This window comes from Pseudarthrobacter sp. MDT3-1, from assembly GCF_054510755.1.
In genome coordinates this window covers 78,363-99,814 of record NZ_JBTNDX010000012.1, presented here as the reverse complement: position 1 = coordinate 99,814, position 21,452 = coordinate 78,363, and the positions used below count along the sequence as shown (strand labels likewise).

The window sequence follows — 21,452 nt, the reverse complement described above, 5'->3', positions numbered from 1 at the left end:
CCGCGTGAACGACGGCCCGCTGATCGTCCAAAGTGACAAAACCATCCTGCTCGAAGTGGACCACGAACTGGCCACCGAGGCGCGCCACGCCATCGCCCCGTTCGCCGAGCTGGAACGCGCCCCCGAGCACATGCACAGCTACCGCCTGACGCCCCTGGGCCTGTGGAACGCACGCGCCGCCGGCCTGGACGCGGAGAAGGTCCTGGACACCCTGCTCAAATACTCGCGGTTCCCCGTGCCGCATTCGCTGCTGATCGACGTCGAAGAGACCATGTCCCGGTACGGGCGGCTGCGGCTGGAGAAGGACCCCCAGCACGGCCTGGTGATGCGCACGGACGACTACCCGGTGTTGGAGGAGGTCATCCGGGCCAAAAAAATACAGCCCCTGCTGGGGCCGCGGATCGACGGCGAAACCATTGTGGTCCACTCCTCACAGCGCGGCCAGCTCAAGCAGCTGCTCCTGAAAATCGGGTGGCCGGCGGAGGATCTGGCCGGCTACGTGGACGGCACACCCCACCTGATCGCCCTGAACGAGAACGGCTGGAAGCTCCGCCCGTACCAGCAGCTCGCCACCGAGAATTTCTGGGCCGGCGGCAGCGGCGTGGTGGTGCTGCCCTGCGGGGCCGGGAAGACGCTGGTGGGTGCCGCGGCCATGGCCACGAGCTCCACCACAACCCTCATCCTGGTGACCAACACGGTGGCAGCCCGGCAGTGGAAGGACGAGCTGCTCAAACGGACGTCCCTGACGGAGGACGAAATCGGCGAGTACTCGGGCGCGGTCAAAGAGGTCCGCCCGGTCACCATCGCCACGTACCAGGTCCTCACCACCAAACGCGGCGGCCTGTACCCGCACCTGGAGCTGGTGGACGGCCACGACTGGGGCCTGATCATCTATGACGAAGTGCACCTCCTGCCGGCGCCGATCTTCCGGATGACCGCGGACCTGCAGGCCCGCCGCCGGCTGGGCCTCACCGCCACCCTGGTCCGCGAGGACGGCCGCGAAGGCGAGGTCTTCAGCCTCATCGGGCCCAAGCGGTACGACGCGCCGTGGAAGGACATCGAAGCCCAGGGCTACATCGCCCCCGCGGACTGTGTGGAGGTCCGCATTGACCTGCCCCGGGACGAACGCGTGGCCTATGCCATGGCCGAGGACGCCGACAAGTACCGGCTGTGCGCCACGTCCGAGTCCAAGACCCTGATCGTGGAACAACTGGTGGCCCGGCACCAGGGCGAGCAGCTGCTGGTGATCGGGCAATACATTGACCAGCTGGACGAGATCGGCGAGCGCCTGCATGCTCCCGTCATCAAGGGCGATACGTCCGTCAAGGAACGGCAGAAGCTCTTCGATGCATTCCGGGCCGGCGACGTGAACACGCTGGTGGTTTCCAAGGTGGCCAACTTCTCCATCGACCTGCCCGAGGCCTCGGTGGCCATCCAGGTCTCCGGTTCCTTTGGGTCGCGGCAGGAGGAAGCCCAGCGGCTGGGCCGGTTGCTCCGCCCCAAGAAGGACGGCCGGGCGGCCCGCTTCTACTCGCTGGTGGCCCGGGACACCCTGGACCAGGATTTCGCGGCCAAGCGGCAGCGCTTCCTGGCAGAGCAGGGCTATGCCTACCGGATCATGGACGCCAAGGATGTCGGCGCCGCCTAACGGCCACCCGCTGTTCCTGTCCGGCGAGGGGGATGGCCATGCCCGGCGGGCTCCCCATGGAACACCCACCATCCATCCAGAAAACTCACAGTTTCTGGGAGCATGATGGGAGCATGAAGAAGACCGGCCCAGAAGCCAAGCTGCTAGTTGTTGATGACGAACCCAACATCCGCGAGCTGCTGTCCACCTCGCTCCGCTTCGCAGGCTTCGAGGTGGTCTCTGCCGCCAACGGCCGTGACGCGCTGGCCGCCGCCGAGCTCCACGCGCCCGATCTGGCGGTGCTGGACGTGATGCTGCCGGACATGGATGGCTTCACCGTCACCCGCAAGCTGCGGGCTTCGGGTAAGCACTTTCCGGTCCTGTTCCTCACGGCGAAGGATGACACGGAGGACAAGGTCACCGGCCTCACCGTAGGCGGGGATGACTACGTCACCAAGCCGTTCAGCCTGGACGAGTTAGTAGCCCGCATCCGTGCCGTCCTGCGCCGCACGCAGCCCCTGCTCGACGACGACGCCGTGATCCGTGTGGACGACCTGGAGCTCGACGACGACGCCCACGAAGTGCGCCGCGGCGGCACCGTGATCGAACTGTCCCCCACGGAATTCAAGCTCCTCCGGTACCTCATGCTGAACCCCAACCGCGTGCTGTCGAAATCCCAGATCCTGGACCACGTGTGGGAGTACAACTTCAACGGCGACGCCTCGATCGTGGAGTCCTACATCTCCTACCTCCGGCGCAAGGTGGACATTGATCCGGACGCACCGGCACTGATCCAGACCAAACGCGGAGTCGGCTACGTGCTCCGGACGGCAGAGAAGCGCTGACCTTGCTGCAGCGGTGGAAATCGGCCTCGTTGAGGTCCCAGCTGGTGGCCATGATTATGGCACTGCTGATTGTTGCGCTGACCTCAACCGGCGCCGGCACCCTCACGCTGCTGCACAGCTACCTCCAGGCGCAGGTGGATGACAAGCTGTACGCCGCCGTCGACCTCGCCAGCAAGCAGCGCTCGTTCACCCAGCTGCAGGCACCCACCAACCCGATGGTCCCCACTGACTACTCGCTGATCCTTTACACCCCCGGTGAGAACCCCCAGCTGTTGGGCGGCGATCCGGATGACCACCCCGACATCGCAACCATCTCCGTTGAGGACGCCCAGAACCGGGGCACCCTCCCGTACCAGGTCAGGGGCACCGACGGCCAGAACTGGCGGGTGGTCGCGGTGACCGTGCTCTATGTCGGCCGTCCCGCCGTCGTTGTCATAGGCTTGCCGCTGCAAAGCGTGGATGACGTCCTCAAGCACGCCACCCTGGTGGTCACCGGCGTCGGCCTGCTCACCCTGCTGCTGGCCTCCCTGATCGCCAGCTGGACCGTATCCCGGTCATTCCGTCCGCTGGCCAAGGTGGAAAAGACCGCAGCCGCCATCGCCGCGGGCGACCTTTCCAGGCGTGTGGACGTCGAAAATCCCGGCACTGAAGTGGGGCGGCTCGGCAGCTCGCTGAACGCCATGCTGGCGCATATCGAGACGGCCTTCGCCGCCAGGACAGCCTCCGAAGGCAGAATGCGCCGGTTCGCGGCCGACGCCTCCCACGAGCTGCGTACCCCGCTCGTGACCATCAGGGGTTTCTCCGAGCTCTACCGCCATGGCGCGCTGGCCACCGACGAGGACGTGGCCACGGCCATGGGGCGGATCGAAAGCGAAGCCAAACGGATGGGCTCTATGGTGGAGGACCTCCTCCTGCTGGCGCGCCTGGACGAACAGCGCCCGCTCCAGCAAAAGCCCGTGGACCTGCAGCTGGTTGCCCACGATGCGGTGGTGGACACGCAGGCGAGCGACCGCTCGCGCCCCATCTCCCTGACCGGCCTTGGTGACGATCCGGCCGCCCCCGCGCCGGTGCTCGGTGACGAAGCAAAACTGCGGCAGGTGGTGGGGAACCTCGTGGGGAACGCCCTGCGCTACACCCCGGACGGCAGCCCGATCGAACTAGCCGTCGGGGTCCGGACCTCCGACGGCGGGCAGCCGCTCGCCGTGATCGAGGTCCGTGACCACGGCCCTGGCATCTCCGAAGAGGACGCGTCCAAGGTGTTCGAGCGTTTCTACCGCGCGGACACGTCCCGGACGCGCGAGACCGGCGGCAGCGGCCTGGGGCTCGCGATTGTCGCGGCCATCGTCGGATCGCACGGCGGGTCCGTCAGGGTGGAAAAGACCGACGGCGGCGGGGCCACGCTGGTGGTCAGCCTGCCGGTCCGGGACGACGCCACCGATGAGGCTCACGCCGGCGATGACCACCTGGCGGAAGCCCACCCGGGCCCACCCGCCACGCAGGATGGCGATCCTGTGGACGGAGGCCACGGAGATGGCAAGGTTATCCACATATAGCCATGGAGCGTGGCGTGCGGGCAGTGCCCGTCCGTAGGCTCGCGGTAGTGGCCCGGAGCAGCCGGGCGGGCAGCACATGCTGTCCCACTACTTCGAGAGGCAGCAAGCCATGAGCATCATTTCCGTCGACACCGAACTCCTTCAGCTGAAGTCGGCCAACGTCAAAGCAACTGTGGACCGGATCAGCTCGGACGTCCAGACCATGAAGCGCGGCCTGGACGAACTGCAGTCCACCTGGCGGGGCTCGGCTGCCAACAACTTCCAGGCCCTGGTGACCGAGTGGACACTCACCCAGGGCAAGGTGGAGGCATCGCTGGCATCCATCAACATGGCCCTGGCATCAGCAGCGTCCACCTACGCCCAGGCCGAGCAGGGCAACACCCAGCGCTTCAGCTGAGTCCCCAGCCGAAATGGCCCCTACGCCTCCGGCGTCCCCTGGCGGAATCGGAGCCGCCATCTGTTGCCGTCCAAGACCCACAGTGAGCTATGGAGAGCCGTGCCTGAGCGCGAGTAGCTTCGGCACGTCAGCAGGATCGCGCTGGTCCCGATGCGGTCCGCACCCAGGATCTCCAGTTCAGTGTGCTGCCCCGGTTCCTCTTCCAATGCCATCATCGTGGCGTCACGGGTCCATACCCTGCCCGAGGTTCCGATCTCCATAAAATCAGGGTGCAGGAGGACGCCGGTGCGGCCGATGTCCCCACGGATGTCGGGGCCCGACAACTCGCGTTCGAGGGCCTCGACGATCGCTTCGGGGCTCATCTCGGCCCCGGCGGACTGCGACGGGATGAAGGAGTCGCTCTCCAGCTCACTGAAGAGGTCCGGCTCCTCGTAGGGGCCTTGGTTGAAAAGGTCCTGGCCGTACGAGACCTGACTGTCGAAGCCAGCACCGCCGGCTGTGGTGGCGGCCTGAAGGCTGGCTGCAGTGGCGGCGCCGGGGCTGGTCAGTGCGGCGCCTGCCCCAGGGCTGACGGCAACCCGGCTATCAGCTGCTGGGCCAACCGCTGCCGGGGCTCCCGCGAAGCCCGGGCCTGAACGCGCTGCCACACCCTGCTGGTACGCGGTGGCGGCTGCACGCGCGCGGACATCGGCTGCCTCATTGAGGTCGTGGCCTGCGTGGCCCTTGACCCATTCGAACGTGTATTTCCGGCCGGCGATTTCCCGGTCAAGTTCCTTGAGCAGTTCAACGTTCAGGACGGGTTTGCCGTCGGCCTTCCGCCAGCCCTTGCGTTTCCAGCCCGGCATCCACTTTGTGATGGAGTTGATCACGTACTGGCTGTCGCACAGGACCCTCAGGTCCTCCTCCGGGACGTGGGCGGTGGCACGGAACAGATCCAGGACGGCCATCAGCTCGCCCTGGTTGTTGGTGCCGTGCGGCCATCCCCCGGCGCGCCAGCAGTCGTCGTTCACATACCAGGCCCAACCGGCCGGGCCGGGATTTCCTAAAGCCGAACCGTCGGCCGCTGCAGTAATTGTCACCTAACCATCCTGCCAGACAGCGCCGACAACCGGTTCAGCCAGCGCTCGGGAAACCGCTTACCGAAAAGCCTTGACGCCGAAGTCGAAGCGCGGCAGAATCCGAATCCTGGCCGGGAAAGCGCTTTCTCAGTCGAAGCTTCCCCACCGGCACCGACGCCGCCACGGGACACGCGCGGGGTGGACCTCCACCCTTTTGAGGACGGCACGTCAATGAAGATTCGGGCCATTAGCCGCAGGAGATTCCAGTTCGGCGCAGTCGCCGTCGCTGTCTCACTGCTCGCCACAGGCTGCGGTGCACCCGCCGGCTCCAGCGAAAACAGCGAAGTCACCCTGCGGTTCGCCTGGTGGGGCAATGAGTACCTCAACGCGCAAACAGAGAGAGTCATCGACGCGTTCGAGGCGGAACATCCCAACATCAAGATCGAATCCGAGCCGGGCGAATGGGCCAGCTACTGGGACAAACTGGCCACCACGACCGCTGCCAATGACGCACCGGATGTCATCCAGATGGACCAGAAATACATCGCCGAGTACGGTGGCCGCGGGGCGCTGCTGGACCTGGCCAAACAGGGCGGGATCGACACCTCCAAGCTGGACAAGGAATCACTGGCGTCCGGCCAATACGACAACGCACAGTACGGGTTGAGCACCGGAAAGAACGCCTACGTCATCATGGCGAACACCAAGGTCTTCGAGGCAGCAAACGTGCCTGTCCCCGACGACACCACCTGGACCTGGGACGACTGGACACCGCCGCGAAACTCAGCGCGGCCGGTGACGGGAAGAGCTACGGCGCGGCCTATGGCAGCAACGAGGCGGACCTCATCATCTGGCTTCGGCAGCACGGCGAGGACCTCTACTCCCAGGACGGGAAACTGGACTCCGACACCGCTACGGCCGCTGCGTTCTGGGAATGGCTGAAGGAACAGCGCGATTCCCAGGTCACCCCGCCGGCCACGGTGGCCACCGAGGACTCCGGCGCAGGCCTTGAGGAGAGCCTGTTCGGCACGAACCGGGTGGGCATGGCCTGGTGGTGGACCAACCAGCTGGGATCACTGGAAACCACCACGGGCAGCAGCATCAAGATGCTCCGCGCCCCGCAGGCGCCATCCTTATGACAGACCGCGGAGTCCCCAGCAACTCTGAGATCGTCGAGGGCATCACCCCGGCCCTCAAGCCGGCAGGCACCACTGTGGTGGCCTTCCTGAAGGTCATTGCGCCGGACATCGCCGGCGCGCCTCCCGTCCCGCCGGTGGGTGCCGGCAGCGTCCAGAACGTCATCAAGCGGTTCACCGACGAAGTCCTGTACGACCGGATGACTCCGCAGGCGGCCGCCGACGCGTTCAAGAAGGAAGTCGAAGGGATGCTGGCCACGGCCCGCAAGTAGCGCCAAACAAATGCGGCCCCCTCCAGTGGAGGGGGCCGCATTATGGTTTGCGCGGAACGTAGTCCGGGCGCTGGGGACTAGAAGCCGCCCATGCCGCCCATGTCGTCGCCGCCACCCATGGCCGGAGCGTTCTTCTCCGGCTTGTCGGCCACTACGGCCTCGGTGGTGAGGAACAGACCGGCAATGGAAGCCGCGTTCTGCAGGGCAGAGCGGGTTACCTTGACCGGGTCGTTGATGCCGGCAGCCAGCAGGTCGACGTATTCGCCGGTTGCTGCGTTCAGGCCGTGGCCTGCAGGCAGGCCGCGGACCTTGTCGACAACAACGCCAGGCTCGAGGCCAGCGTTGAAGGCGATCTGCTTCAGCGGGGCGTCGATGGCAACGCGGACGATGTTCGCACCGGTTGCTTCGTCACCTGTCAGGTTCAGGTTCGCGAACGCCTTGGCGCCGGCCTGGATCAGTGCAACGCCGCCACCGGCGACAATGCCTTCTTCAACAGCAGCCTTCGCGTTGCGGACAGCGTCCTCAATGCGGTGCTTGCGTTCCTTGAGCTCAACTTCGGTTGCGGCACCGGCCTTGATGACTGCAACGCCGCCGGCCAGCTTGGCCAGGCGTTCCTGCAGCTTCTCGCGGTCGTAGTCCGAATCGGAGTTTTCGATCTCGGCACGGATCTGGGAAACGCGGCCAGCGATCTGGTCGGCGTCGCCGGCACCTTCAACGATGGTGGTCTCGTCCTTGGTGACAACAACCTTGCGGGCGCGTCCCAGGAGTTCCAGTCCGGCGGTCTCCAGCTTGAGTCCGACTTCCTCGGCGATGACCTGGCCACCGGTGAGTACAGCGATGTCGGCCAGCTGGGCCTTGCGGCGGTCGCCGAAGCCCGGAGCCTTGACGGCAACGGACTTGAAGGTGCCACGGATCTTGTTGACGATCAGGGTGGCCAGGGCCTCGCCCTCGATGTCCTCGGCAATGATCAGCAGCGGCTTGTTGGACTGCATGACCTTTTCCAGGACAGCAACCAGTTCCTTGACGTTGGAGATCTTGGAGTTGACGATCAGGATGTACGGGTCCTCAAGGACCGTTTCCTGGCGCTCAGTATCAGTAACGAAGTAAGCGGAGATGTAACCCTTGTCGAAGCGCATGCCTTCGGTGAGCTCGAGCTCCAGGCCGAAGGTGTTGGACTCCTCGACGGTGATGACGCCTTCTTTGCCCACCTTGTCCAGGGCTTCAGCGATCAGGGCGCCGATTTCGTCGTCACCGGCGGAGATGGAGGCAGTAGCCGCAATCTCTTCCTTGGTTTCGATTTCCTTGGCCGAGGCCAGCAGTTCAACCGTGACGGCCGCGACAGCCTTCTCGATACCGCGCTTGAGGGACAGCGGGTCAGCGCCGGCCGCGACGTTGCGCAGGCCTTCCTTGACCAGGGCCTGCGCCAGCACGGTAGCCGTGGTGGTGCCGTCGCCAGCGACGTCGTCCGTCTTCTTGGCAACTTCCTTGACCAGCTCAGCGCCGATCTTTTCGTAAGGGTCGTCCAGTTCGATCTCCTTGGCGATGGAAACACCATCGTTGGTGATCGTGGGGGCGCCCCACTTCTTTTCGAGGACGACGTTGCGTCCACGCGGGCCGAGGGTGACCTTGACGGCGTCGGCGAGGATGTTCAGGCCCCGCTCAAGACCGCGGCGTGCCTCTTCATCAAATGCAATGATCTTGGCCATAACGGCAGTAGTCCTTTCGGGACAGTCGTTAAGAATGAACCTCACTGCAGTGCCCGCGACGGACGATCCTTCACCGGCGGCCTCTGTATGCCGCGGCTGGGGATCTCACTCCAGCTAGGTATTTCTCTCGCTCCACGACCCGCCGCCAAGCTCCGCTGCCGGAAAAACCGGACGTTGCTTTAGCAGTCGGTACGTAAGAGTGCTAACTCAATAATTAGCACTCCCTAGGTGAGAGTGCAAGCGAAAGACCCCGCAAATCGCCCTGTCAGGGCGACCCGTTCGCCATTGGCGATCAGCCTGCGGCCCGGCCCGCAGCCTCACGGCCGCTGAGCACTGCCTTGTTGTCCGCGCCGTACGTGAACACCATGTAATTGGCAGTGGTGATGTCACCGTTGGAATCGAAGGCAACCGGCCCCGATTCGCCGTCGTAATTAATGCCTGCCCCGGTCTTCAGGACAGCGAGGCACTCGGTGTAGGACAGGCACGGCTTGGTGGCCGGGCCAGAGGCCTTCGCGGCGGGCTGCCCGCCAACTGTCCCGCCGGACACGGCGATCAGGTTGGCGGCGATGGAGCGGCCGGCATCGTCGTCAGCCTTCGCTGCCGCCAGGGCCGCGAGGTTCACGGCGTCGTAGGTCTCGGCGGCGAACGAAAGGTCTTTCAATGCAGGGTTGACCGAAACAAGCCGTGCTTGGAAGTCCGCGGACGGCAGCAGGCCTGGCACCACTGCACGGGCGCCGTCGAGGGCCTTGGATCCCACCCCCGAACCGTATTGGGCGAAGGCGCCGTCGCTCAGGATGATGCTCTTGCCCGAGATCCCAGCGTTATTGAGCTCGGCGATGGCGCCCTGGGCATCGCCCCTGGCGATGAGCACCACGGCGTCAGGCGTGGCAGCCTTGGCAGCAGCTGCCGCGTTCCCGGCGTCGCCGGGCTTGAAGGCGGTGGTGGAGACAGTCTCCAGGCCGGCGTTCTTGGCGGCGCCGGTCACCGCGACCGAAACGTCCTTTCCGTAGCTAGAGTCCTGGTAGACCACGGCAAGGCCCTTGGCGCCGCCGTCCTTGGCCAGTTTCACCAGCACCGAGGCCTGTGCAACGTCCGCGGCCGCCGTCCTGAAGTAGTAGCCGCCGCTCTTGAAGCGGGACAGGCCGGCAGCGGAGTTGGCCGGCGAGACGAGCGGGACCCGCGCAGCCGAGAGGACGTCGATGGCGGCAGCGGCGTGACTCGAATCCGTGGGACCGATCACTGCATCAACCTTGGCTGAGGCCAGATTCCTGGCCTGGGCATCGGCGCCTTCACCGGCGCCTACCACCAGGTCAACAAGCCTGCCCTTGTGACCGCCGGCCGCATTGATTTCCTTGATGGCCAGTTGGGCCGCAGCGAGCTGCGAGTCGTTGAGGAAGGCCTGCCCCCCTGCGCTGTCCTGGATCAGCCCGATCCGCAGCGTGCCGTCACCGGACGCTTCAGCGGATTCAACGCGGGCGTTGCCGCCTGCCCCGGCACAGCCGGCCAGGGCCAGCAGGACGGCCGCCCCTGTGGCTGTGCGGACGATTGTTGAACGCAAGCTGCGGGAGATCACTGCGTGGGCCGGACGTTTTCTGCCTGCGGGCCCTTCTCGCCTTCACCGACTTCAAGCTCCACGCGCTGGCCCTCATCCAGGGCCCGGTAACCTTCGCCCTCAATGGCCGACCAGTGCACAAAGACATCGTCCCCGGAGCCGTCCACCGTAATAAAGCCGTAGCCCTTTTCGGCGTTGAACCACTTAACCGTTCCCAATGCCATGATGTCCACTCTTTTCCGTCGTGCCGTCGGTCCCTGTCGGAAGTGTGCCGCTTGTTACGGACCGAAGCCTGAAATCACTCTAGCGACAAGCCATCCGGCGGGCCGAACCACACGGCCGCTCCGGGGCCCAAAAGTTACTCAGGCGTGACCGCGAGACGCTACTGGTAGCCCGGCCCCAGGACAACAACCAACGGCACCTGGAAGTCCTGGCTCTCCACCAGAGTAGGGATGTTCAGGAGTTCGGAGACTGCTTCGGCGTTGGCTTTCTGCGCCGGGCCCGAGTAGAAGATCGCGGATGTTTGCTGCGGAGCGCCGCCCCAGTTCCCCACCTGGCCCAGCGTCCAGCCATCGGCCTGGACCATAGAGCTGATGCGTCCGGCGAGCCCGGCCTTACCGGAGGCGTTGTAGATGGCCACGCCCTGGGTCTTGTCCAGCACAACCGCGGAGGGAATGTTACTGGGCGAAGCGCTGGGCTCGGCGTCAGGGCTATTAGAGGGCTCCGGGTCCGTGGAGGCTTCAGCGGTGGCCGACGGTGCCGCGCTTGCCTCGGGGGCCGCGGTTGATTCCAGGCTGGTGGAGGCTTCACTGCCGGCCTGGGTGAACCCGAGCTTGGGAAGGATCAGGAAGGACACCACTCCAATGGCCAATGCCACAATCCCCACCGCGAGGATGGGCCACAGCTTGCGGCGGGCAGGCGCCGAGGCCGCACGGTGGACGCCTTGCCGCGAGGCGGACTCCGGAACCTTGTCGAATTCATCCCGAGCGTATTTGGTCATGGTGGGGAGACGTCCTTGTTGATTGCTGCTGATTGCTCAGCACGAGCGTGGTCAGGCGTCGGAACCCAGGCGTCGTGCAGTGCGTGCCCGGTGACGCGACGTACGTAGTCTACGCAATCTCTTGACCAACATGGGGTCGTGGGCCAGTGCAGCCTCGGTGTCGATGAGGGCGTTGAGCAGCTGGTAGTAGTGCGTTGCGGACAGATCGAACAGCTCCCTGATGGCCTGTTCCTTGGCCCCGGCGTACTTCCACCACTGCCGCTCGAGTGCCAGCATTTGCTGGTCGCGCTCGCTCAACGGGGAGTCACGGAGGGTAAAGTCAGCCAGCAAAGAACCGCGCTCCTCCGGCTCCGGCATATATTCCCGAGCAGGTTCCGCCACGGCACACCCCTTCGCTGGTCTCGCTGAATCACCGGTCAAGTTACTAAATCTCCTCCCCATGCTACGGCGTGAATAACACGGTTGTCATTTGCGCCCCGACCGCAGCATCAGGCAACCCTGCGAGAATGGGAGCGTGTTTGAATCTGACGCGCTGTTCGAACTGACGGCGGACCCGGCGGAGGCCGTTGGCTTTGCCGAGATGGCCGCCTTGCCGCTCAGTGAGCTGATGGCTGCCGACTGGGCGGAGGCGCTGGGCCCCGTAGAGAGTGAGCTGCGCGGCGTCCTGGGCTTCCTGGCTGCCGAAGTTGCCGCGGGCCACCGCGTGCTGCCGGCGCCGTCGAACGTTCTGCGCGCCTTCCGGCAGCCGCTGGCTGGCGTGAAGGTCCTGGTAGTGGGCCAAGACCCCTACCCCACGCCGGGCCACGCGATCGGCCTGTCCTTTGCCGTTGACGGGCGGACCCGCCCCATCCCGCGGAGCCTCGCGAATATCTACCGTGAGCTGGAGTCTGACCTCGGCCTTCCGGCGCGCGTCCACGGCGACCTGTCCGCCTGGGCAAGCCAAGGGGTCCTGCTGCTTAACCGGGTCATGAGCGTCCGCGCCGGGGCAGCCGGCTCCCACCGGGGCAAAGGCTGGGAGGCCATCACGACGGCGGCAGTCACCGCGGTGGCCAGCCGGCGCACTTCCGACGGCGGGCCGTCGCCGCTGGTGGCGGTGCTGTGGGGCAAGGACGCGGAGAGCGTCCGGCCCCTCCTGCCCGGCGCGGCGGTCGTGTCCAGCGCCCACCCCAGCCCGCTGTCGGCGTCGCGCGGATTCTTCGGCTCCCGGCCCTTCAGCACCATCAACCAACTGCTGCAGGACCAGGGATGCCCTGGCGTAACCTGGGAACTCCCTCCGGTCCCTTAGCTTAGGCTTGCCTTATGAGCACTCTTCCGGCCGCCACCAACGCCACGAAAAAAACACGTCCGCAGATCGATCTCACGGTCATCCGACGGGAAGAACTCTCGCCATACATGGTCAGGATCGTGGCCGGCGGCGAAGGTTTTGCCGCCTACGTGAACAACACCTTCGTGGACCGCTACATCAAAATCGTCTTCCCGCAGCCCGGCGTTGACTATGCCCAGCCCCTGGACCTGTGGACCATCCGCGAAACCATGCCCCGCGAGCAGTGGCCCTTCACCCGCACCTACACGGTCCGCTGGGTGGACACCGAGGCCCAGGAACTCGCCATCGACTTTGTGATCCACGGCGACGAAGGGCTGGCCGGCCCTTGGGCGGCTGCCGCCAAGCCCGGGGACACCTTCACCTTCACCGGCCCGGGCGGCGCCTACAACCCGGCGCCTGACGCTGACTGGTACCTCTTTGCCGGCGATGAAGCCGCACTTCCTGCGATCGCCGCCGCCATCGAATCGCTGCCGGCGGAAGCGACCGGCCTGGCGTATATCGAGGTGGACAGCGACGCCGACATCCAGCCCCTCGCGTCCCCGGCGGGCGTTAAGGTGACCTGGCTGCGCCGCCACGGCGCGCCGGCAGGCGCCGGGGACCTCCTCGTCTCAGCGGTGGCCGACGCCGAATGGCCCACTGGCCGCGTTGACGTTTTTGCCCATGGCGAGCGCGGCTACATGAAGAGCCTGCGGGACGTGTTTTTCGTCCAGCGCGGCCTGGAACGGAGCCAGGTTTCGCTGTCCGGCTACTGGGCCCAGGGCCGGGTGGAGGACGACTTCCAGGCGGAGAAGAAACTGCCCGTGGGGAAGATCTAAGCAGGGAAGATCTGAGCTGTACCTAGCGGCGCCGGGCGCGTCGCCGTTCGTTGCTGGCCAGGCTGCCCGTCAACGGCCGGGCCAGGGTGTCGCCGAGGACAATGCCGGCCGCTGTGCCCAGGACGATCGCGCCGGCGTTGAGCATGCCGCCAGCGCCGAGGAGGATTTCGGATTCCTCGATGGTCAGCACATACATCGAGCGGAAAATGGTCAGCCCGGGCAGCAGGATCAGGGCCGCCGGGACGGCCACCACCAGCTGCGGTGCGCCCATCTTCAACGCCACCACCCGCGCCAGCAGGCCAATCACAACGGCGGCGAGCGCCGGGGAGAACCGGTCACCGACGCCGAGGGACGCGGCACCCAGCAGCACAAGGTAGCCCACGACGCCCACGCCCGCGGTAGGCAGCAGCAGCTCCCAGGAGGTCTGCTCCGTCACGCCGATGGCCATCACGGCGACGGCAATAAAGATCACCAGGACCCAGAGGTCGTAGGCTGGCGGGAATGTCTGGGTAACGCTAATGGGCTGCATTCCGGTCATCGCGCCCACCACAAAGGCCACCGCGATCCCGGCCACAATCGCACCAAAGGTCAGCAAGGTGGACAGAAACCGGCCCGCTGCGGTCACGGGGAACCCGTTGATGGCATCCTGGACCGAGGAGACCAGGCGCCCGGTGGGCAGCAGCAGGAGGATGCCGCCCACCACCACAATCGCCGGGGCGTTGGTGAGTTCAAAGCGCCACAACAGCAGCGCGGTGAGTGTAACGCCGAAGGAGCATGCCGCCGTCGTAAAGAAGTCCGGAACCCGCCACCGGCCCAGCTGGCGGGCGAGCAGGCTGACACCGATGTTGGCCACGAAGGCAATGCCCGAGGACACCGGCCCGCCGCCGAGCACACCCACAAAGACTGCGGCGAACACGCCGAACGCTATGGTGACCATCCAGCGCGGGAACGGTTTGGGGCTGGTGATGGCCTCGTCCAGCCGGCGGATGGCTTCATCGCGCCCCACTCCCCCGGCCACGATGTCCGTCACCAGCCGGTGTACTTTGGCCAGCCCGGCATAGTTGTTGGTCCAGGACCGCACAACCCGAAGCAGCGAGATGGGCGTCTGGTCCTTGGGCGCATAGTTGATGGCCACCGACTGGTTGGTGATGTCCACTTCGATGTTTTTCAGCCCCAGCGCCGCGGTGACGGCAATAATGCTCGTCTCCACTTCCAGGGCTCCTGCCCCGTACCGGAACATGGTCTCGGCCAGGTGCAGGGAAAAGTCCAGGGTCTTGCGTGCGGACGTGTCCACGCCTCCCACCTGGATCATGGGGTTGGCGTAGGGGCTTCCGGCGAGCCTGTCCACAATGCTCAGTGGCGCCGTCGGCGGGTTCTCCCCCCGCACCAGGCGCCGCAGCATCCTCTTCGCCGCCGCATCCTGGTGGATTTGGGAGGGGGTGAGAGCCTCTGTTTTGGGCAGACCGTCGGTGGGAGGCCTGCGCCTTGGGTTTTCAGGTCGATCGTTCACCTTGGTGCTCCTCCCTTTCTGGCAGTTCGTGGTTTGGTGTTAGGCCTGGCGCTTCAGTGGCAGTTTGCCCAGCAGGGTGCGCGCCGCCGCGATGGCCGCTCGGAACAGGCGGTTGGCCTGGAAGGCTACCGGCCGCACCGGCATCACGAAGTCACCCAGCAGCTGGACCACGTCGCCGCCGAAGCCCTTCTTGAACTCGTAGCCGCCGTGGCCTTCTTCGTCCTGTCCCTGGATGCCGAAGGTGCCGTAGAAGTTGTAGCGCGAGTAGCCCTTGTCCAGCGCGTGCAGCAGCATCTCCCAGTACAGCGAGGTGGCGCCGTTGAAGTAGATGTAGTCCTGCTTGGTGCCGCCGATGACGCAGACCACCTCGTCGCCGAAGCAGACGAAGTGGATGGCGGCCACTGTTGCCACTCCCACCGAGTCCGGGAACCGCTCGATGTCCTTGAGGCTGCGCTCGTAGCTGTCCACGAGGTCCTGGACCACTTTGAGGCGGTTGGCCTTCTTTTTGCTGCCGGTCTCTTCCACTTCACGGCGGAGTTCGGCTGCGGACGCGGATTCCGCTTCCAGCCGTTCGGTGATGGACTTCCGGTACGCGGGGATGTCGATCTTGGCCATCATGAGTTTGGTGAACTCGGCCGAGGTGGTCCGCAGGAGCTGGTCGTAGTATTCGCGTTCCCGGTAGAAGAAGCCCCTCTCGTCCCCCGCCGTGCTCAGCGCATAGTAGAACTCGTCGAGGGTCTCAAGGGTGGCCTGCTCCAGGAACACGCCGTTCTTTTCAGCCTTCCGGATGGCCTTCCGTGTCCGGTAGCTGGTGCCCATGATGAGCTCCTCGGCGTCCGTGATGCCGTCGAGCTGCTTGATGAACATCCAGTTCACGTTGGTGAAGTTCATGTCCGAGCCTTGGTGTTCAAGACCCAGGCCCGCCAGTTCCGCCACGAGCGGCCTGTTGTCCACGATCTCGGGGTGTTCGGCGCCGTCGGCATCGCGGGCGATGTACGTCAGGTTCGGGGAAATCCGGAGTTCGGCAGCCTTGCGTTCCGCGGCGCGTTCCTTAAGGAGTCCGACGACGTCACGCACCAGTGCGGAGTCTGTGTAGTCCAGGAGGGGGCCCTTGGCGCACTCGCACACCTTGTAGCCCCAGCGGTTGGTGGTGAAGTTCAGTTTCCCGGCAGCGACCAGGTCGCCGTCGCGCCTTACACCGAACAGTTCCACTGACTGACCGCGGGCACGCTGGAAACGGGTGAAGTCAGCGGACTGGATGAAGTTGTTTTGCGGATGCTTGAGGGAGAAGGACTCAAACTCGGCATCGCTGAGGACGCTGAGCTCGAGTCCGGCTCCGGCCTTGGTTGGATTCACGGAAATAACCTCATCTATGGCTGGGCTGCCGACTGGGGCAGGCGCTGGCCTTCGTGGTGTGGATGGTGAGAGTGGCTGGTGGGCGGTCAGTAGAACTGCTGGCCGGTGCGTGCGGTTTCAAGCCGGCGGAAGACCCGTTCCGCGCCCTTGACCCACAGGGTGTGCCTGACGGGCGACAGCACGTAGTCGTAGCAGCCGACGAAGTCCGTCACCGTCTTAGTGAAGCTCGTTTTGAACATGCCCATGCCGTACAGGTGGTGGGTCTTGTCCTTGATCAGGCCGGAGGGCGGCGTGCCGCAGAAGTCGTACTCGGTGCAGCCGAGTTCCTGCATTCTCCGGATGGCCTGCCACTGGACCAGGTGCGAATCGCCGTACTGCTTCCTGTTCTGCGTGGAGCCGCCGTCCTTGTAGGTTGCCTTGGATCCGTAGTTGATCACAAAGGCGCCCACACTGGGTTTGCCGTCTTCGTAAACGAAGAAGAAGCTGCCCTGGCCGCGCGTGCAGAATTCGTCCCAGAACTGAGTGTAGTACTCGAGGCTGCGCAACGGCATGGAACCCTTGGCGTTGACGGTGTCCGCCATTAGGTCATACAGCGCCCGGTACGTTTCCGGGCCTGGCTCCTGCTGCACCACGGCGCAGCCTTCGCGCTCTGCCCGGCGGATCGCGTTGCGGGCGCGGGAGGAGATGGACCGGAACACCTCGTTCTCCGGTGCCGCGATGTCCAGGAGCGCCGTGGAGTCATTGGACTGGATGTTAGGGGCCTTCACCAGGCCGGCGGCGGCGAGCTGTGCCCGGGCTTCCGGGGTGCTCACGATGTCCGGTTCAATCTTGATGGTGAAGACATTGAGCTTCCGGCTCCGGGCGAATACAGCGCACGCGTCCAAGACCGGCTTCAGGTCCTCGACGGCACCCAGGTCAGGACCTTTGATCAGGTACCACAGGCGGCCCAGCACCGGGAATTTCTTCTCCAGCACCAGGTTGTAGCTGACGGTCCCGGCAGACTCCAGGACCAGGAAGAGAGCGGTCCAGCCGCTGCCGTTTTTCACGGACGCGTAGGCAGCGGACTGCAGCATGTTGCCGCCGTTCGGGTTGGCCGTGACGTGCTTGTCCCAGTTCTCAATTTCCTCCGCTGTGGCAAAGCGGGCGGTGAATTCTCGCAAGGGGGCCGTGTCCAATCTCAGGGGTTGCGTAGCCACAAGTCTAAAGCCTCCGGTTGGGGCGGCAGGTCCCCGGCATCCTCTGCATGCTCTGGGCCCACGCCGGCAGGGTTCCCTGGCCGAGCTTGCGAGGTTAGGGAGCCGGTGGGGCGCAGCACGCGTGAAAACTCCGGTCTGCCGGGCCCGGACTCTAGTCTTCGAACTCAGACAGCGGCGGGCAGGAGCAGATCAGGTTGCGGTCCCCGGCAGCGCCGTCGATGCGGCCGACGGGCGGGAAGTACTTGTCCTGCTTGAGGTGGTGGACCGGGAAGGCGGCCTGCTCACGCGGGTACTCGCGGGCCCAGTCGGAAGATACGACGGCGGACGCGGTGTGGGGTGCGTGGCGCAGCGGGCTGTTCTCGACAGTGAAGTCGCCGTTGGCCACCTGGTCGATTTCCTTGCGGATGGTGATCATCGCGTCGATGAACCGGTCGATCTCCACCAGGTCCTCGGACTCGGTGGGCTCCACCATCAGCGTGCCCGCCACCGGGAACGCGAGGGTGGGGGCGTGGAAACCGTAGTCGATGAGGCGCTTGGCCACGTCCTCCGCGGTGACGCCGGTCTTCGCCGTCAGCCCGCGGAGGTCCAGGATGCACTCGTGCGCCACCAGCCCACCCTCGCCGGTGTAGAGAACCGGGAAGTACTCATTCAGGCGGGCCGCAACATAGTTCGCCGCCAGCAGCGCCGACTTCGTGGCCTCGGTCAGGCCCTCGCCACCCATCAGCTTCACATACGCCCAGGAGATGGGCAGGACACCGGCAGAACCGAACCGTGAGGCAGAGATCGGGACGTCATTGCCTTCGGTCCACGTGGCTGCGTTACCCGGCATAAACGGCGCCAGGTGGGCCTTCGCCGCGACCGGGCCAACGCCGGGGCCGCCGCCGCCATGCGGGATGCAGAAAGTCTTGTGCAGGTTCAGGTGCGAGACGTCGCCGCCGAACTTGCCCGGCTGCGCCAGGCCAACGAGCGCGTTCAGGTTGGCGCCGTCCACATAAACCTGGCCGCCTGCAGCGTGCACCGAATCGCACACCTCACGGACATCGGCGTCGTAGACACCGTGCGTGGACGGGTAGGTGATCATGATCGCCGAAAGGGCGTCCTTGTTCGCCTCGATCTTGGCATTCAGGTCAGCGTGGTCGATGCTGCCGTCCGCGGCGGTGGCAACCACAACGACCTTCATGCCCGCCAGGACAGCGGAGGCGGCGTTAGTGCCGTGCGCCGAAGCCGGAATCAGGCAGACCGTGCGCTGGTCATCGCCGCGGGACAGGTGGTAGCCGCGGATGGCCAGCAGGCCGGCGAGCTCGCCCTGGGACCCGGCATTCGGCTGCAGGGACACCTGGTCGTAGCCCGTGATCTCGGTCAGCTGGTCTTCGAGATCGGTGATGAGTTCGCGCCAGCCCACGGTCTGGGAATCCGGGGCGAACGGGTGGATCGAGGCGAACTCCGGCCAGGAAATGGCTTCCATCTCTGCCGTGGCGTTCAGCTTCATGGTGCAGGAACCCAGCGGAATCATGGTGCGGTCCAGCGCCAGGTCCCGGTCGCTCAGCCTGCGGATGTAGCGCAGCAGCTGGGTCTCGGAACGGTGCGTGTTGAACACCGGGTGCTGCAGGTAACCGGAGAAACGTTCGACGGCGGCATCCAGCGCGAACTCCGTGTCAGTGCCGGCGGCCGCGTCCACCGCGGCGGCACCAAAGACGTCCAGCACGCCGGCGACGATGGCCGGGGTTGTGGTTTCATCGGCGGAAACGCCGATGGTGTCGCCGTCGATGTGGCGCAGGTTGATGCCCTGGGCTTCCGCTGCGGCAACAATGGCCGCAGCCTTGCCGGGCACGGAAACCGTGACGGTATCGAAGAAGCTTGTGTGCAGAACGTCCAGGCCGGCCGCCTTGAGCGATGCGGCGATGGTTGCAGCGTGGCTGTGGGTGGTCTCGGCGATTGCCTTCAGGCCGTCGGGGCCGTGGTACACGGCGTAGAACGAGGAGACGATGGCCAGCAGTGCCTGCGCGGTGCAGATGTTGGACGTGGCCTTCTCGCGGCGGATGTGCTGCTCCCGGGTCTGCAGCGCCAGGCGGTACGCGGGGGTCCCGGCGTCGTCCTTGGAGACTCCGACGAGGCGGCCCGGCATGGACCGCTCCAGGCCCTTCGCCACCGCCATGTAGGCCGCGTGCGGTCCGCCGAAGAACAACGGCACACCAAAACGCTGGGTCGAGCCGACGGCGATGTCCGCGCCCTGCTCCCCCGGAGGCGTGATCAGCGTCAGCGCCAGCAGGTCGGCAGCGACCGTGACGAGCGCGCCGCGCTCCTTGGCAGCCTCGATCACGTCGGCGTGGTTGAAGACCCGGCCCGAGACGCCGGGCTGCTGCAGCACAATCCCGTTGATAACGCCGTCGGGCAGCCCCTGGGAGAGGTCAGCGACCTCCACCTCAAAGCCCAGGGCTTCGGCGCGGCCCTTCACGATCGCGATGGTCTGCGGCAGGCAGTCGGCATCCAGGACCGTCTTGCCGTCCCGGGCCTCCTTGTTCTTGTTCGCCCGGCGCATCATCAGCACAGCCTCGGCCACGGCAGTGGCTTCATCCAGCAGCGACGCGTTCGCGATCGGCAGGCCCACCAGGTCCTGGACCATGGTCTGGAAGTTCAGCAAAGCCTCAAGCCGGCCCTGCGAAATCTCCGGCTGGTACGGCGTGTACGCGGTGTACCAGGCCGGGGCCTCGAGGATGTTCCGGCGGATGACCGCGGGCGTCACGGTGTCGTAGTAACCCTGGCCGATCATCTGGACAGCCGTCTTGTTCTTCGCCGCGAGCTTCCGCAGCTCCGCAAGGACCTCAACCTCGCTGAGGGCGTCCTTAAGGCGGAGTGCCACATCCTGCCGGATGCCGTTGGGAACGGCCGTATCCACCAGCGCGTCCACAGTGCCGTAGCCGACGGCCTTGAGCATGGAGTCGATATCGGCCTGGCGGCGGGCGCCAATATGCCGGTCAACGAAAGTGGCCGAGGCCGAATTAACACTCACAAGGAACTCCATTACTAAGGCGGCGCAGGGTGCGCCACATCGACTCGGGTTCCTCCCCACTCTGTCTGGGACCTGAGAGTTTCCGCGCAGCCTGCTTCCGCTAGGCTGCGCTTGCACCGTCGGTGGGCACAGCGGTCCTGACATTCCGGAGTGATCCGGGACGCTTCAGGCGGACGGCCTGCCACTTTCCAGAGTTGCCTGGCCGCGGCGGTACGTGGGCCTGAGAGATTCCTGGGGAGGATTTGCTCCTACGGCGCCTGTTGTACCTACTAACAGAACTCTCCCGCCGCAGATCAAAGGCATATTCAGATTTTGTGGCGGCCGCAGATGGTCGCCACGCGGTCCAATTCTCCTACGCCCCGGGCCGCCGGGCAAATGAGGTCGGCGGATTCTGCTCAATCATTCCGGTGTGGAGCTCCAGCGCGCCCGGATGGACGCGGGCTGCACCAGAAGGCTGGCCGAATGATTGAGCAGAATCAGCCGCGAAGCCGCTCCACGGCAGCGAGGAGCTCCTCAATGTCTCCATGCCTGCCCCGGCTGTCCCCGGTGGTACCGCTTTCCCACATGGCGTTGAAATACAGCCCGTCCCCCATGTACAGCACGGCTTTCGCCACGGCCGTGCCGACGTCGGCCGCGATCAGGTCCAACCATTGCTGCTGGATGGCGGCAAAGCGGCGCCGGGCCTCTTCATGGGCCACTTCAGCCAGCCGGGTGGCGGCCACGAAGGAGCGGTCCATAGGCGAGTCGGACCAGAGCGAGGAACGGATGAAGTAGGCCGCCGCACCTTCGGCTGCTGCGGCCATCAGCGCGAGGTCCTCGACGGCCAGTCGGTCCAGCCGCTCCAGCACCGCAGCGATCAGCGCTTCCTTGTTGGGGAAGTGGTAGAGCAACCCGCCCTTGGATACGCCGGCCCGCCTGGCCACCGCGTCCAAAGTGGCAGCCCGCTCCCCCACATCGATCAGGAGTTCTTCAAAAGCGTCGAGGACTGCATCGCGTGCGACGGGATTTCTGGCCATGGCTTCAATCATGCACGCTCCGGGCCCCGGTTCTTAACTGTACCGTCTGGACGGTACAGTTATTGATATGACGTTGTCC

17 protein-coding genes, 1 pseudogene and 2 riboswitches are annotated in these 21,452 nt (G+C 65.5%); of the genes and pseudogenes, 7 read left to right on the top strand and 11 right to left on the bottom strand.

Features of this window, described 5'->3' with window-relative positions:
- Positions 1 to 4 precede the first annotated feature (4 nt).
- The 4 genes from ACX80X_RS11525 (at position 5) to ACX80X_RS11510 (ending at position 4,422) form a co-directional block, all read left to right on the top strand.
- A complete protein-coding gene (locus ACX80X_RS11525) occupies positions 5 to 1,648 on the top strand; it encodes a DNA repair helicase XPB (protein ID WP_252611387.1) in 1,644 nt (547 codons plus the stop codon).
- Positions 1,649 to 1,761: 113 nt separating this feature from the next.
- Positions 1,762 to 2,472: a response regulator transcription factor gene (locus tag ACX80X_RS11520; RefSeq protein ID WP_252611389.1), complete on the top strand. Its 711-nt coding sequence runs from the start codon at positions 1,762 to 1,764 to the stop codon at positions 2,470 to 2,472.
- A gap of 2 nt (positions 2,473 to 2,474) precedes the next feature.
- A complete protein-coding gene (locus ACX80X_RS11515) occupies positions 2,475 to 4,025 on the top strand; it encodes a sensor histidine kinase (protein ID WP_252602284.1) in 1,551 nt (516 codons plus the stop codon).
- 109 nt (positions 4,026 to 4,134) lie between these two features.
- The gene (locus ACX80X_RS11510; protein ID WP_058932786.1) at positions 4,135 to 4,422 is read left to right on the top strand and encodes a WXG100 family type VII secretion target; all 288 of its coding nucleotides are present in this window, start codon (positions 4,135 to 4,137) and stop codon (positions 4,420 to 4,422) included.
- A gap of 20 nt (positions 4,423 to 4,442) precedes the next feature.
- Here the strand turns inward: ACX80X_RS11510 and ACX80X_RS11505 are convergent, their stop codons facing one another.
- The gene (locus ACX80X_RS11505; protein ID WP_252602281.1) at positions 4,443 to 5,501 is read right to left on the bottom strand and encodes an RNase H family protein; all 1,059 of its coding nucleotides are present in this window, start codon (positions 5,499 to 5,501) and stop codon (positions 4,443 to 4,445) included.
- A gap of 210 nt (positions 5,502 to 5,711) precedes the next feature.
- Between ACX80X_RS11505 and ACX80X_RS11500 the strand changes: the two are divergent.
- A pseudogene (locus tag ACX80X_RS11500) lies at positions 5,712 to 6,888 on the top strand (ABC transporter substrate-binding protein).
- A gap of 77 nt (positions 6,889 to 6,965) precedes the next feature.
- Here ACX80X_RS11500 and groL read toward each other — a convergent pair.
- From groL to ACX80X_RS11475, 5 genes are all read right to left on the bottom strand, one after another.
- Complete coding sequence (gene groL, locus ACX80X_RS11495) at positions 6,966 to 8,594, bottom strand: chaperonin GroEL (protein WP_058929984.1); 1,629 nt, start codon at positions 8,592 to 8,594, stop codon at positions 6,966 to 6,968.
- 292 nt (positions 8,595 to 8,886) lie between these two features.
- Entirely contained in the window at positions 8,887 to 10,152 is a 1,266-nt protein-coding gene (locus ACX80X_RS11490; protein WP_252602270.1) for an ABC transporter substrate-binding protein, read from the bottom strand.
- Between the two features lie 11 nt (positions 10,153 to 10,163).
- A complete protein-coding gene (locus ACX80X_RS11485; RefSeq protein ID WP_252602267.1) occupies positions 10,164 to 10,370 on the bottom strand; it encodes a cold-shock protein in 207 nt (68 codons plus the stop codon).
- 158 nt (positions 10,371 to 10,528) lie between these two features.
- Positions 10,529 to 11,146: a LytR C-terminal domain-containing protein gene (locus ACX80X_RS11480; RefSeq protein WP_252611396.1), complete on the bottom strand. Its 618-nt coding sequence runs from the start codon at positions 11,144 to 11,146 to the stop codon at positions 10,529 to 10,531.
- Between the two features lie 51 nt (positions 11,147 to 11,197).
- The gene (locus tag ACX80X_RS11475; RefSeq protein WP_252611398.1) at positions 11,198 to 11,527 is read right to left on the bottom strand and encodes a DUF3263 domain-containing protein; all 330 of its coding nucleotides are present in this window, start codon (positions 11,525 to 11,527) and stop codon (positions 11,198 to 11,200) included.
- Positions 11,528 to 11,660: 133 nt separating this feature from the next.
- Between ACX80X_RS11475 and ACX80X_RS11470 the strand changes: the two genes are divergently transcribed.
- Together ACX80X_RS11470 and ACX80X_RS11465 are read left to right on the top strand one after the other, a co-directional pair.
- On the top strand, positions 11,661 to 12,431 hold the full coding sequence (locus ACX80X_RS11470) for a uracil-DNA glycosylase (RefSeq protein ID WP_058929988.1): 771 nt from the start codon (positions 11,661 to 11,663) through the stop codon (positions 12,429 to 12,431).
- A 14-nt stretch (positions 12,432 to 12,445) separates the two neighbouring features.
- Positions 12,446 to 13,285, top strand: a complete 840-nt coding sequence (locus tag ACX80X_RS11465) for a siderophore-interacting protein (protein WP_252611400.1) — start codon at positions 12,446 to 12,448, stop codon at positions 13,283 to 13,285.
- A gap of 22 nt (positions 13,286 to 13,307) precedes the next feature.
- Here the strand turns inward: ACX80X_RS11465 and ACX80X_RS11460 are convergent, their stop codons facing one another.
- From ACX80X_RS11460 to ACX80X_RS11440, 5 genes are all read right to left on the bottom strand, one after another.
- A complete protein-coding gene (locus ACX80X_RS11460) occupies positions 13,308 to 14,795 on the bottom strand; it encodes a threonine/serine exporter family protein (RefSeq protein ID WP_459312134.1) in 1,488 nt (495 codons plus the stop codon).
- Between the two features lie 39 nt (positions 14,796 to 14,834).
- Positions 14,835 to 16,151: a peptidoglycan bridge formation glycyltransferase FemA/FemB family protein gene (locus ACX80X_RS11455; RefSeq protein ID WP_252602249.1), complete on the bottom strand. Its 1,317-nt coding sequence runs from the start codon at positions 16,149 to 16,151 to the stop codon at positions 14,835 to 14,837.
- A gap of 86 nt (positions 16,152 to 16,237) precedes the next feature.
- Positions 16,238 to 17,311 carry a lipid II:glycine glycyltransferase FemX gene (locus ACX80X_RS11450; RefSeq protein WP_252602246.1) on the bottom strand — a complete coding sequence of 358 codons (1,074 nt, stop codon included), beginning with the start codon at positions 17,309 to 17,311 and terminating at the stop codon, positions 16,238 to 16,240.
- A gap of 187 nt (positions 17,312 to 17,498) precedes the next feature.
- A complete protein-coding gene (gene gcvP, locus ACX80X_RS11445) occupies positions 17,499 to 20,369 on the bottom strand; it encodes an aminomethyl-transferring glycine dehydrogenase (RefSeq protein ID WP_459312131.1) in 2,871 nt (956 codons plus the stop codon).
- A gap of 39 nt (positions 20,370 to 20,408) precedes the next feature.
- Positions 20,409 to 20,554, bottom strand: a riboswitch (glycine riboswitch).
- Between the two features lies 1 nt (position 20,555).
- A riboswitch (glycine riboswitch) is annotated at positions 20,556 to 20,653 on the bottom strand.
- 180 nt (positions 20,654 to 20,833) lie between these two features.
- Positions 20,834 to 21,373 carry a TetR/AcrR family transcriptional regulator gene (locus tag ACX80X_RS11440; protein WP_252603436.1) on the bottom strand — a complete coding sequence of 180 codons (540 nt, stop codon included), beginning with the start codon at positions 21,371 to 21,373 and terminating at the stop codon, positions 20,834 to 20,836.
- Positions 21,374 to 21,452: the final 79 nt, after the last annotated feature.

What these genes read in the sequence shown, in the direction of transcription:
- ACX80X_RS11520 (WP_252611389.1), top strand. Translation starts at nt 1,762, where the DNA reads ATGAAGAAGACCGGCCCAGAAGCCAAGCTGCTAGTTGTTGATGACGAA.
- ACX80X_RS11510 (WP_058932786.1), top strand. Translation starts at nt 4,135, where the DNA reads ATGAGCATCATTTCCGTCGACACCGAACTCCTTCAGCTGAAGTCGGCC.
- groL (WP_058929984.1), bottom strand. Translation starts at nt 8,594, where the DNA reads ATGGCCAAGATCATTGCATTTGATGAAGAGGCACGCCGCGGTCTTGAG.
- ACX80X_RS11485 (WP_252602267.1), bottom strand. Translation starts at nt 10,370, where the DNA reads ATGGCATTGGGAACGGTTAAGTGGTTCAACGCCGAAAAGGGCTACGGC.
- ACX80X_RS11480 (WP_252611396.1), bottom strand. Translation starts at nt 11,146, where the DNA reads ATGACCAAATACGCTCGGGATGAATTCGACAAGGTTCCGGAGTCCGCC.
- ACX80X_RS11465 (WP_252611400.1), top strand. Translation starts at nt 12,446, where the DNA reads ATGAGCACTCTTCCGGCCGCCACCAACGCCACGAAAAAAACACGTCCG.
- gcvP (WP_459312131.1), bottom strand. Translation starts at nt 20,369, where the DNA reads ATGGAGTTCCTTGTGAGTGTTAATTCGGCCTCGGCCACTTTCGTTGAC.
- ACX80X_RS11440 (WP_252603436.1), bottom strand. Translation starts at nt 21,373, where the DNA reads ATGGCCAGAAATCCCGTCGCACGCGATGCAGTCCTCGACGCTTTTGAA.